Origin of the sequence: Neokomagataea thailandica NBRC 106555 (assembly GCF_001598495.1) — a bacterium.
In the GTDB taxonomy this organism is placed as follows: Bacteria; Pseudomonadota; Alphaproteobacteria; order Acetobacterales; family Acetobacteraceae; genus Gluconobacter; species Gluconobacter thailandicus_A.
Window position 1 is genome coordinate 32579 of the sequence record NZ_BCZB01000007.1, and the last position, 12012, is coordinate 44590.

Sequence of the window (12012 nt, forward strand, 5' to 3'; positions counted from 1 at the left end):
TTAGTTCGCGGTTCTCTTGTGCGTGGTGAAACGCTTTGTGCTGTCTGCGCCTAGCAAAGGGCGAGTTCGCTTAAAATTTTATGCAGGCGCGGTGGTAGGTCTGCTACGCCATCTGAGATGGCTCCGAGATCTGCGGGGGCATCTTCTGCTTTGAGGTAGCGCCAGCCTTGGAAGGGACGCATGGCGCGGGGCTGGACAGGTATAATCTCATCCGAGACGAGGATGAGTGTGCCAGTGCTACCGTCTGGGCGTTCGTAAGGCTCTAACCCGATGATAGGCTGCCGGCAGAGGATCAGGCCGTTGAGCACCCGGTAGAGAGACCCTTTGTTGAGGATCTCGTCTGCGCGCTTGGGCATGGTGCGTGTTGTAATGGCACCATGCCCTTGAAAGCGTGGGTGTTGCATTCGCTCCCGCAGTGCATCGATCGTTGGACAGCCAACGGCAAGTTTGATCATATGCAGCATGGAGCGGAGCCGTTCGTGACGCTGTTAGTGTTGACCCATTGCGTTTTGCGATTGAGCGACAAACTCATTCAAGAAACGCGCGGTGTCGACTGAGAGCACGATATGGACTTTGTTGAGGCCCATTTTTTTAGGTGCTGTGCTGTCGGGCCAGACATGGGCGTGGCCGTAATCCATGCCCGGTGCTGTGTTGATATCCATATAGGCGTCAACAGATTTGGTGACGAGGTTAGGTTCAACGGCGATGGCAGAAGTGAGTTCATCCCATAGCGGCAGCGGGGAAAAGAAGCGCTTCAGGTAGTCAGTCGCAGGTGTATGTTTGGCATCCATACGGTTCATGAGAGCCGGGGTCATCATGATATCGTTAGAGACATTGCCGACGCAGGTGATAGACGCCCAAGGTGCTGTGAGAGTGATATGTGCAGCCTCTGGGTCTGTGATCATGTTGAAGTCAGAGGCGAAATCTGCGTTGCCTGTGACGGATGTCATGCTGGCATCAAGCAGGCCACCCATGAAAACAAGCTGTTTGGCCGTACTCGCAAAGGTGGGGTCCATGCGAATGGCTAGGGCTAAGTTTGTCAGCGGGCCAGCGGCCACAACGGTGACCTGATGCGGGTGTGCGTGCACGGCGCGGATCAGGAATTCTGCGGCGTGAGTGGCGTCTGCTGCGAGGTGCGGCATGCCTTCTGGCAGGTGGCCGAGAGCAGGTTGTGTGGCTGGTGTATGATCAATGCTGCCGAGGCCGCCCCATGCGCCTTTCCAAGGAATGGTGCCGTATTGCTGTTCGCGCAGGCGTGTTGCTTCAACCGTGTTGACGAGCGGCAGGGTCGCGCCTTCGGCTACGGGGATTTGTGTTTGGTGTGCAATCTCGAGAAAGCGGCGGATATGCGCTGATTCTGCGTTTTCCCAGTCATCCCCCATGACGACGGTGAGGCCGAGGACCGAGACATTAGGGCGGTTGAGCAGGGGGATGACGGATTGGATGTCTGAGCCGCCTGGGCCAAGCCAGTCATTATCTTCCACGACGTATTGTGGGGCTGTGTCTGCCGCGTGGAGAGCCGCTGTGGTGGCGGAGAAGGTGAGAAGAGCGGCGAGTGACGCGAGTGAACGGAAACGGAGCAAGGTCTATCGTCCTAAGATATCGTGATACCGTAATAATCGTCTAATTATATAGGAAAAGACAAGCGTTTCTGTGCAGGCGAGGTGGGATGGTGACAGGCTTGTGTTTTCGAGGGAGTTTTTACGGTAAGCGGCCTATGCGTGTGAAGAGTTCTCCCTATAGGCCGCTCGTTGATGTGTGTCTTACAGCACGAGCCGCGCTAGGAGCGATTCAAGGCGTAAGCGCCCTTCTGACGTGGCACGGAGGGTTGTGCCGTCGAAAGAGAGGTAATCTTCTTCTAGGCATGCGGTGAGAATATCTGGGTCCATGCAGTCTGTTAGGGAGCGGCTAGTACGGTTTTGAAACGCAGCAGCGTTGATGCCCTCTGTCAGGCGTAAGCCCATAAGCAGCGATTCACGGCCACGTTCCTCTGCGCTGAGGGGCGTTTCTTCCCGGCTGCCTGTGCCGTATTTTTCAACGAGTTCGGCCCAAGGTTCGGGGGCGCGGTGGCGGCGTGTGGCGTGGAGGGTGCTGTTAAAGGTCATACGGCCATGTGCGCCGGGGCCAATGCCGAGGTAATCCTGATAGCGCCAATAGGTTAGGTTATGGCGGCTTTCGCAGCCCGGTTTTGCGTAGTTAGACACCTCATAGGGTAGGAGGCCGCGGGTGGCGGCGACATCGCCGGTGAGGGTGTAAAGTGTGGCGGCTGTCTCATCATCTGGCAGGGTAATTTCGCCACGGCGGTGTAGGGCTTCGTATTTCGTGCCCGGTTCAATGGTGAGTTGATACAGGGAGAGGTGATCTGCCACGAGGTCGAGTGCTGTGGAGAGTTCATCGCGCCAATCTGCGGGACTTTGGCCGGGGCGGGCATAGATTAGGTCAAACGAAATACGGGGGAAGAGGGCGCGCGCCGTCTCCAAAGCTTTGATGGCTTGGGGAGCCGAATGCTCTCGGCCTAAGAGGCGTAAAGCATCTTCACGGAGGCTTTGAATACCGAGGGAAACGCGGTTTACGCCGGCCTCTCGAAAAGCCGCGAGGCGGCTAGCCTCTACGCTGGTTGGGTTGGCTTCGAGCGTGATTTCGAGGTCGGGTACGGGATCAAAGAGCGTTTTTGCATCTTCGATTAAGGCGGCGACCGTTTCAGGGGCCATGAGGGATGGCGTGCCGCCGCCAAAGAAAATGGCATTGAGGCGGCGGCGGCCAAGGCGGGCGGCATCATGGGCAAGTTCACGGCGTAGTGCTGCGGCGAAACGCTTTTGTGGGATTTCGTCTCGGACGTGAGAGTTGAAATCACAATAAGGACATTTCGCCAGACAAAACGGCCAGTGGATGTAGAGGGAGAGACTGTCGGTCAAATGGCTATCCGTACGCCGAATTCGACCACGCGATCCGGTGGAATACGGAAGAATTCCGTGGCCGATGTTGCGTTACGCAACAGTAGCAGGAAGATCCACATACGCCAGAGCGACATTTTGGGAACGCGTGAACGAACGACGAGTTCGTGGGAGGTGAAGTAGGAGGCTTGGATGGGGTCGAAAGCGACATCCAAGGATTTTAGTTCCTGCAGTGCGCGCGGTAGGTTGGGCATTTCCATGAAACCATAGCGCACGATGACCCGGTAAATATTGGGGGCCAATTCTTCCACAATGGTGCGTTGGTCACGCTCTGCTTCGGGCTGGTCCAAGTTTTGGACGGTGACGAAGAGAACGTGCTCGTGCAGGACTTTATTGTGTTTGAGGTTGTGTAACAACGAGTTGGGGACGTTGTCTGGGTTTGCCGTGAGGAACACGGCTAAGCCGGGCACGCGCACAGTACGTGATTGTGGCAGTCGGTTCAGGAAGGACCCCATGGGCATAGAGTCGGATTGTTGACGGTTGGTCAACAAACTACGGCCACGCTTCCATGTGGTCATGAGGATGGTACTGATGGTGCCGATCGCCAGCGGGACCCAGCCACCATCTGGAATTTTCAGCAAGTTGGCCGAGAAGAAGACGCTGTCCACGATGAAGAGGAAGCCGAAGACGATTCCAACGCTGATGGCGCTCCATTTGAACGTACGCCGGAACACAACCATAGCGAGGACACAGGTGCACAAGAATGTGCCTGTCACAGCGATGCCGTATGCGGCGGCCAACGCGGCAGAAGACTGGAAGGCCAGCACCAAGACGATGGCACCAAAGCCGAGGATCCAGTTCAGGGAGGGCAGATAGATCTGTGCTTCTTCTGATGGGTTCGTATGGATGATACGCGTGCGCGGTAGGTAACCCAGTTGGATCAGTTGGCGGCACAAAGAGAAACTGCCCGAAATACCGGCCTGAGAGGCGATGACAGTTGCAAATGTTGCCAGAATGAGCAGCGGTACTTGTGCCCATGCTGGGCCGAGGTGGTAGAATGGGTTGGATAACGTGCTGGGGTCTTTAATGAGTAGTGCCGCTTGGCCAAAATAATTGAGTGTGAGGGCCGGCAGGACGAAGAACATCCATGCCTTACGGATGGGGGATCGTCCAAAGTGGCCCATATCGGCATAGAGTGCTTCAGCCCCTGTTACGGAGAGCACGACAGAACCGAGTGCTACGAACGATAATGTGCCGTGAGTGGCGATAAAGTTCAAAGCAAAGCTGGGGGATAGAGCTAGCGCGACCTGCGGGTAGAGCATAATGCCGCGAATACCCAAGACGGCTAGGGTCGCGAACCACAGTACCATGACGGGGCCAAAAGCGCGGCCAATTTTCCCTGTGCCGAAGCCTTGTGCTGCGAATAAAGCCGCCAAGACGACAATGGCGAGTGGGATAATGATATGGCTTGCCGATGGAACCGCGACTTCGATGCCTTCAATAGCGGACAGAACGGAGACGGCAGGGGTAATGATGCTATCCCCGAAGAATAAGCAACTCCCTGCAATCCCTGCGAGGCCGAAGAGCCAGCGTAAGCGTGGAGATTTGGCGACGCGTTGTGCAAGGGACATCAGTGCGATGATCCCGCCTTCGCCATTATGGTCTGCACGCATGATGAGAATGACGTATTTGATCGTCACAATAAGCATCAGTGCCCAGAATGTCAGGCTGGCGAGGCCGAGAATATCAACATGGGGGACGGCATGTTTGTCGCCACCAATGGCATTAACGGAAGATTGAAGCGCATAAAGCGGGCTCGTGCCGATATCGCCGAATACCACGCCAAGGACCGCCACCAGTGCGCCTGCACCTGCGGGCTTGGAGGGGTGTGTACTGTCTCTACCTTCATCCAGTGTAACCGGCGCGCTTGTGCTGGCAGGTTTGGGGGCCTCCCCATTGTCGTGAGGAGCCTCCTTCTGAGAAGAGGGCGAAGATGTATTTTGGCCGTTTTGATCGGACATGAAGGGTTCCGTTTTGGGCTTTGCTTCCGAGCCATCTGAGAATGGCTCGACCACCAATGCCCCTTTCATGACAAGATTTTCGCCTTTGACGCAAGTAATACGATTCTGACGGTGAAGACATGTCTAAGAGTGAAAAATAATTTACTCTTTTGTGGGGGGTGTAGGGCGGCCTCCGAAGATCGCGCTACCCACACGAACATGTGTGGCTCCGTGGGCGATTGCGGCCTCGAAATCGGCGGACATGCCCATGGAGAGTGTTTTGAGGCCGTGGCGGTGCGCAAGCTGTGCGAGAAGCTGAAAATGCGTGTGTGGCTCTTCATTTTCCGGCGGGATGCACATGAGACCCTTTACGGCTGGGCCAAAGGTTTGGAGAGCTTGTTCAATGAACTTGTCGGCTTGTTCTCGGGGGGTGCCGAATTTTTGTGGCTCATTGCCAGTATTAATCTGCACATAAAGGCGCGGTAAACGGCCAGTTTTCTGCGTAGCTTTGTCGATGGCCGTGAGGAGAGAGGGGCGGTCTAAAGTTTCGATGACATCGGCAATACGGCAGGCCTCGAGGGCTTTGTTTGTTTGCAGGCCACCAATAATATGGAGCAATAGATCCGGATAGCGTGATCGGAGCACTGGGAATTTCGTGGCCGCTTCCTGTACGCGGTTCTCACCAAAAAGACGTTGGCCAGCTGCTAAGGCTGCTTCAATCGATTCGAGTGGGTGGAACTTACTGACGGCGACAAGGTGTGTGGCATCGGCCGCGCGTCCTGCTTCGGCGCATGCGTTACGGATGCGGTTTCGAATCTTATCGAGGTTGCAAGCAATAATGTCAGACATGAAGGCACATGACGCCATTGCGTCGAGCGCCGCAAGATGCGATTTCGTCATATATGAATAAACCGACCACCAACCGCGGGTCACGCGGTCCCCGTAAAGCACCTTCCGGCAAGCCTTCAGGCAAGTTCTCTGGGCGTTCCGCGCGTCCGTCTGCGGATCCAACACGGGATCTTGCTTTTGATATTGTTTGTGGTGTTGTTGAGCATCGGCGTATGTTGGAGACGACATTAGACCGTGCAGGCGCGATGGAAGCGCGCGATCGCTCATCAGCGCATCGTCTAGCGGCAACGACACTCCGCCATATGGGCAGCATGACGGAATTGTTGCAACCTTTATTGCGCCGTGAGCCACCAGAGCCCGTGCGTTGCGCGTTGCTGCTGGGTGTGGCTCAGCTTTTGCATTTGGAGACGCCGCCGCATGCTGCGGTGGGTACGATTGTTGATTTGTTGCGCCGTCGTGGTCTTGCGCCTTTCGCTGGGCTGGCCAATGCGGTGCTGCGCCGTGTCTCACGCGAAGGGGCGACTTTGCGTGAGGGGTTGGATGAAGCGCGTTTGGATGTTCCGCCTTGGTTGTGGAGTGCATGGGGTGCGCGCGCCCGTGCGATTTCACGTGGATTGCATCGTGAGGCTCCGTTGGATTTAACGTTGCAGCCGGGGGCTGCTGTACCGAATGACGGCGAAGAATTGCCGACTGGGAGTGTACGTTTTCCCGCCGGGACACGTATTGCAGAGCTGGAAGGCTTTGAGGACGGGGCATTCTGGGCGCAGGATGTTGCTGCGGCGATGCCGGTACGTCTGATGGGTGACGTATCAGGTAAAACGGTTGTTGATTTGTGTGCGGCTCCCGGTGGCAAGACGGCGCAATTAGCGCATGCAGGGGCTACGGTCACGGCTGTTGAACGAGAAGCGCCGCGAGCGGAGCGTTTGCGAGAAAATATCAAGCGTTTGAAGCTGGAAACGGTGCAGGTTGTTGAGGCTGATGCTCTGACCTGGAAGCCGAAAGAAGCGGTAGATGCGGTTCTTTTGGATGCGCCATGTTCTGCAACAGGGACATTCCGCCGTCACCCAGATGTGCTGTGGATTAAGCGTCCGCGTGATGTTGTAGCACTGGCAGAAGCGCAAGACAGCTTTATTGATGCTGTGCGTGATATGCTGAAGCCTGGTGGTATGATGCTGTATGCCGTTTGTTCGCTTCAGGATGAAGAGGGGCCGGAACGTGTCGCCGCTGCGTTGGAGCGTGGCGGTTGGCGTTTGGATCCGTTCTCTGAAGATGAACTGTCATCTATGGCGGCGGCACGCACGGCGGAAGGTTATTTCCGGACACATCCGGGCTTGTGGCAGGACCGCGGCGGTATGGATGGGTTCTTCGCTGCGCGCTTGATCCGAGTGTGAGGGCGGCATGTTTGCGGGGGCTGGCCGATTGAGCCTGAGCCTCCGCAAGCATGCGAATGTTCAAGGCATCTTTTACACAGCCTGGGATGCCTAGGCGCTTTTGCGTCAATGATGCTTTTAATGATGTATAGCTAGGGACGGGTGCGTTCTTTTTGGCGTGCACAAAGTGCCTTCATAGCGTCACGGCATTGGCTTGCGATCTGGAGCTATTGAGAGGCCAAGATCGGCGTGACCGGCGCTTATGACACATATAATCTCAAACGATTTCTATTTATAAGACCTAATAAGCATAAACCTTCTTGAGAAAAGGAGGTCTCGTATCATGTCAAAGAATAGCCGTGTTGTTGTTAAGGTTGGTATTATTGGTTTGTCATTGTCAATGTTGGCTGCATGCTCCTCTATTGGCAATGTATCTCATTCAAGTGTTCCGGATGGTGTTTCTTATTCACCTTTGGTTGGGAATGGAAACTTTCCTTAATATGAAGGTTCATTCTTATAGAAGCCACTCAATAGAAAAACTCTATTGAGTGGCTTTTTTGTTTTTAGAGAGAAAAATTCTCGCCCAGATAGACCCGACGGACATCTTCATTCGCCACGATCGCCTCGGGGGTACCTTCCATTAAGACTTGTCCGCCATGCATGATGTAAGCGCGGTCAATGACTTCAAGAGTTTCACGGACGTTATGGTCTGTAATGAGCACGCCGATGCCACGGTCTTTGAGGTGAGAGACAAGGTCACGGATTTCACCCACGGCAATCGGGTCAATGCCAGCGAGTGGTTCATCCAAGAGAATATAGTTGGGTTGGCTGGCGAGGGCGCGGGCAATTTCTAAGCGGCGACGTTCCCCGCCGGAAAGTGCGAGAGAAGGGGAGCGACGGAGATGTGTAATGCCAAACTCAGCCAAGAGGCCGTCGAGCATGGTTTCCCGTACGTCTGGGTCCGCCTCAATGACTTCAAGCGCAGCCATAATGTTTTGCTCAACATTAAGGCCACGGAAAATACTGGCTTCTTGTGGCAGGTACCCAACGCCTAAGCGGGCGCGGCGGTACATGGGGAGTTCTGTAATTTCTGCGCCATCCAGTGTGATGGAGCCAGTGTCCGGCTGTACGAGGCCGACGATCATGTAGAAGCTGGTTGTTTTGCCCGCTCCGTTTGGGCCGAGTAGGCCCACGGCCTCACCACGCTGCACTTTGAGCGAGACGTTTTGAACAACGGCACGCTTTTTATACGTTTTGCCGATGCCCGTTGCGACCAAGCCAGTGCTGGTGTTGAGTGTGTGGGTGGTGCTGGGAGAGGTTTCAGAAGTCACGGTGGTTTGGTCACTTATGCGGCTGAGACGGGGCGGCTTCATTGGGAACGACAAGCCCTTGGATGGGAGAATCGCTGCCGGGCAGCATGGTGGCAATGCCCGTTTTCATGTTCACGATAGCTTGGGAACCGTTATTTTGATTTTGGCCTTGTGTCACATGCACATGACCAATCAAACGCGCGATTTGGCTATCGGCCACATAGACGCCACGATCACCTGTGGCGGTTTGGTTCTGCGTACGAATAATGACATGGCCCCAACCATAGGCGCGGTCCAGTTTTGAACTGCCGCCGCCCAGTGGGCCATTGGTGGTATTCGTATTGGCAGATTGTGGGGCTGGTGTTGTGGGTGTGGTGCCTTGTGGGGCGGTGTAAGCAGCGAGTACATCTGCTTGGACTTGTTTGCCGTCATTGGTGGTCACGGTAGCATTGCCGCGCCCGACGGACATGTGATCTCGTGCATGATATTCCATGACATCACGCGCAGTGAGAATGTCTTGTGGAGTTGTGAGGCGTAGAGCATGGCCAGTGAGCAGCATGACGGCTTGGTCCATGTCATACATGCCGCGGTCCCCCCATGCTTGGTCTGCCTGATTGTAGACATGGACGTGTCCACGGGCTTCGAGCCGGTAAAGTTCCAGCGAGCCGCTCATGGGGTCGGAGCTGTCGCTTTTTTGCTGCGGTTCTTGGGTCGGTTGGTTCTTTTTGCGGAGGTAACCGATTAGCGTATCAGCATCGACGGTGACATCCCCACGAATAGCCCGTGCGCCGCCACTGAGCGTAACGGTTTGGGTGTTGCGGTCATAAACCTCTTCACCCTTCCAGAATAATTTGACGGTTTGGCCGTGTGAAAGGTCTTGTTCTCCTGCCGTCGCGTGGGCTGTGCTGACGCAAAGTGGTGTTGCGGTGCAAAGCAGTGCGGTCAGCGCGCTGAGGAAGTGGGTTTGAAAGGGACGCATCATGGTGCCGTATGTGCTCCTTTGGGTGAGGGCTGAGGCCCAGAGTGTGTCCCAGTACTGGAATCGTCAAACCGGACGGTTTGTCCCGCACCGGTGAACTGCATGATACCCGCATGTTGATCCAGAAAATACCCCTGAGCATCTTCTGTGCCAAAGGGGCCTTCTGCATGGACGCTGTCATGCGAGGCGACGACGTCATGTTTTAAGTCTAGATCGGCGGAGGGGCCGTTGAGAAGGGTGCCGTCGTCACGATACAAAACAACATGTCCGTCTAGGTTCAGTGTCTGTTCGTGTTGCATATAGACTCCACGATCGGCTTGGATTTGTGCCCAACCGGCGTCGGGGAGCATGATGTCTGCCACGGGGTTGGTCAGGTCAACGCGGTCTGGGCCTTCTTGGTGGGTAATGCGTGCTGAAATTGTGTAGGGGCGTTGGTGTTCATCAAGGCCACGATATATGGCATCTTCCATATTGCCGCTTTCGACGCGGAGGCGTGCCATTTCACGCATTGCAGCGCGGTTTTGGCTGACGAGATGCGTCACTTCGGGCCAAGCGGCGATAGAAATGAGCAGTAGAATAGCTAAAGTGGGCAGAGCTTTTTTTGCAAAAGCAACGACTGTGCGGCGGCGAGCAAGGTCCTGCGCGTTTGGGATGGCGCGGTCCCGCTCAAGCGCTGCCTGACGCAGAGCATCTAGCCGTGAAATCGTTTCGCGACGTTCTTGGTTGAAATCATCGCGCTGGGCGCGTGGCGTGTGGCCGTTAGGCGGCGGGGTGTCTTGGTTCACCGGAGGCCTGCACGAAGAAGGTCATGAAGATGCACAATGCCGATTGGATGTTGCTTCTGATCAAGGACAAAGAGGCTCGTAATGGGCTTCGAGCGTGCATTCATCTGGCGTAATGCGTCTTGTGCTAATGTCGATGGGGTCGTCGTGATGGGTTTATGGTTCATGACGTCCCTTGCGGTGGTGGTGTGCAAGTTGCCTAAAAGGGCATGACGCAAATCTGCGTCTGTAATCAGGCCGCATAGAGCGCCTTCGTCATTGATAACACCCATGCAGCCGAATGTCTTGCGTGTCATTTCAAGAATAACATCCTGCAAGGGGAGGTTGGGGCTGCCGAGGGGGAGTGCGTCGCCCGTGTGCATGAGTTCGTGGACGGGGCGCAGTTGAGCGCCCAAGCGGCCGCCGGGGTGGAATGTGCCGAAATCTTCTGCGGTGAAATTGCGGCGTTCGAGTAAGGCAATGGCGAGGGCATCTCCCAGAGCGAGCTGCATCAATGTGCTTGTGGTGGGGGCAAGGCCCATTGGGCAGGCTTCTGGGGTGCGTGGGAGAAGAAGGGTGAGAGAGGCTGCGCGCGCCAAAGCAGAATCGGCGATAGCCGTTATGGCGATGACCGGAATGTTACGTCGTGCTGCGTAGGTTAAGATGGCAGCGAGTTCTGCGGTTTCACCTGAGTTGGAGAGGGCGAGGATGAGATCCCCCTCTGCCAGCATACCGAGGTCACCATGGGCGGCTTCGGCGGGGTGGATAAACAGGGAGGGGGTCCCGGTTGAGGCGAGGGTTGCTTGAATTTTTCGGCCGATATGACCGGATTTCCCGATGCCGGTAACGGCTAAGCGCCCTGTGCAGGCGTAAATAATGTGCACGGCATGATCAAATGATTGGCCGAGGGGGCCGTTTAACGCGGCGCTGAGAGCCTCCAGCCCTGCGCGTTCTGTGAGCAGGGTTTGGTATGCTGACTGGTGAGCGTGCAGGCTTGCTGAAGGCTGGGACATCTGGGTGTTAGGCGCGATGTGAGAAAATATCGGGGTCTTCGTAGCCGAGTAGATCCAGTTTTGCGCGCGCGGAAAGGAAGTCGTAGCAAGACTGTGCGAGGTCGCGGCGGTTTTCACGGATCAGCATAGCTTCGAGCTTGGCCCAAAGCGCATGCAGGTACAAGACGTCTGATGCCGCATAGCGCATTTGGTCTTCGTTTAGGGTTGGGGAGCCCCAGTCAGAACTTTGTTGCTGCTTGCTGAGTTCAACGCCAAGAAGGTCACGGCACAGATAAGCGAGGCCGTGGCGGTCTGTGAAGGTATAAACAAGGCGTGCGGCAATTTTTGTGCAAAGGACGGATGGAACATCAACGCCGAATGTATGTTGAAGCACGGCAACATCGAAGCGTGCAAAATGCATGAGCTTGGTGATGTTGGGGTTGCTGATCAGGGCTTTAAGGTTGGGGGCATCTGCGCCGCGGCCACCAAGGGACGTGGGGCGTATTTGCACGAGATGCGCTTCGCCATTGCCGGAAGAAAGCTGCACAAGGCACAAACGGTCACGATGTGGGTTGAGGCCCATGGTCTCAGTGTCAATGGCGACAACTGATCCGAGGTCGAGATCTGCCGGCAGGTCGCCGTCATGAAGATGGATGGCGTTCTGCTGGCTCATGTCGTATCACCGCTGTTTTGAAGATGCAGGGCGATGCGGCCAGTAGTTGGGGGCCGATCCGGCCTGATCTATAAAGTAATGGTGCCCAGAAGAAGACTCGAACTTCCACGTCCTTTCGGACACAGGTACCTGAAACCTGCGCGTCTACCAATTCCGCCATCTGGGCATAGAGGCCACCGTTTTC

At 55.7% G+C, this 12012-nt stretch carries 12 protein-coding genes and 1 tRNA gene; 2 read left to right on the forward strand and 11 right to left on the reverse strand.

The annotated features are described in order from the left end of the window. Nucleotides 1-50 precede the first annotated feature (50 nt). From NTH01S_RS03325 to NTH01S_RS03345, 5 genes are all read right to left on the reverse strand, one after another. A complete protein-coding gene (locus tag NTH01S_RS03325; protein ID WP_068169431.1) occupies nt 51-464 on the reverse strand; it encodes a DUF1489 family protein in 414 nt (137 codons plus the stop codon). 24 nt (nt 465-488) lie between these two features. Further along, nucleotides 489-1583 (reverse strand): nucleoside hydrolase, encoded by a 1095-nt coding sequence (locus tag NTH01S_RS03330; RefSeq protein ID WP_068169434.1) that lies wholly within the window; start codon nt 1581-1583, stop codon nt 489-491. Nucleotides 1584-1763: 180 nt separating this feature from the next. Further along, the gene (gene hemW / locus NTH01S_RS03335) at nt 1764-2915 is read right to left on the reverse strand and encodes a radical SAM family heme chaperone HemW (protein WP_068169438.1); all 1152 of its coding nucleotides are present in this window, start codon (nt 2913-2915) and stop codon (nt 1764-1766) included. Beyond that, a complete protein-coding gene (locus tag NTH01S_RS03340; protein ID WP_068169579.1) occupies nt 2912-4915 on the reverse strand; it encodes a potassium transporter Kup in 2004 nt (667 codons plus the stop codon). Before NTH01S_RS03340 ends, hemW begins: the two co-directional genes overlap by 4 nt. A 141-nt stretch (nt 4916-5056) precedes the next feature. Continuing rightward, on the reverse strand, nt 5057-5743 hold the full coding sequence (locus tag NTH01S_RS03345) for a YggS family pyridoxal phosphate-dependent enzyme (RefSeq protein ID WP_068169440.1): 687 nt from the start codon (nt 5741-5743) through the stop codon (nt 5057-5059). Nucleotides 5744-5796: 53 nt separating this feature from the next. On the opposite strand from NTH01S_RS03345, the gene NTH01S_RS03350 reads away from it, so the two are divergent. Then, entirely contained in the window at nt 5797-7134 is a 1338-nt protein-coding gene (locus NTH01S_RS03350; protein ID WP_068169584.1) for an RsmB/NOP family class I SAM-dependent RNA methyltransferase, read from the forward strand. Between the two features lie 322 nt (nt 7135-7456). After that, on the forward strand, nt 7457-7612 hold the full coding sequence (locus NTH01S_RS11720; RefSeq protein WP_157070850.1) for a hypothetical protein: 156 nt from the start codon (nt 7457-7459) through the stop codon (nt 7610-7612). A gap of 64 nt (nt 7613-7676) precedes the next feature. On the opposite strand, the gene lptB is transcribed toward NTH01S_RS11720, so the two are convergent. The 6 genes from lptB to NTH01S_RS03380 all read right to left on the reverse strand — a co-directional run bounded on the left by lptB (nt 7677) and on the right by NTH01S_RS03380 (nt 11994). Beyond that, nucleotides 7677-8444: an LPS export ABC transporter ATP-binding protein gene (gene lptB / locus NTH01S_RS03355; RefSeq protein ID WP_068169587.1), complete on the reverse strand. Its 768-nt coding sequence runs from the start codon at nt 8442-8444 to the stop codon at nt 7677-7679. 10 nt (nt 8445-8454) lie between these two features. Continuing rightward, nucleotides 8455-9402 carry an LptA/OstA family protein gene (locus tag NTH01S_RS03360; protein ID WP_068169590.1) on the reverse strand — a complete coding sequence of 316 codons (948 nt, stop codon included), beginning with the start codon at nt 9400-9402 and terminating at the stop codon, nt 8455-8457. Then, entirely contained in the window at nt 9402-10187 is a 786-nt protein-coding gene (gene lptC / locus NTH01S_RS03365; RefSeq protein WP_068169443.1) for an LPS export ABC transporter periplasmic protein LptC, read from the reverse strand. The genes NTH01S_RS03360 and lptC overlap by 1 nt, the downstream gene beginning before the upstream one ends. After that, entirely contained in the window at nt 10184-11176 is a 993-nt protein-coding gene (locus tag NTH01S_RS03370; RefSeq protein ID WP_068169446.1) for a KpsF/GutQ family sugar-phosphate isomerase, read from the reverse strand. The genes lptC and NTH01S_RS03370 overlap by 4 nt, the downstream gene beginning before the upstream one ends. Nucleotides 11177-11183: 7 nt before the next feature. Beyond that, nucleotides 11184-11828: a ribonuclease D gene (locus tag NTH01S_RS03375; RefSeq protein WP_068169451.1), complete on the reverse strand. Its 645-nt coding sequence runs from the start codon at nt 11826-11828 to the stop codon at nt 11184-11186. Nucleotides 11829-11907: 79 nt separating this feature from the next. Then, nucleotides 11908-11994: transfer RNA gene (locus NTH01S_RS03380), tRNA-Leu, on the reverse strand. Between the last annotated feature and the right edge of the window lie 18 nt (nt 11995-12012).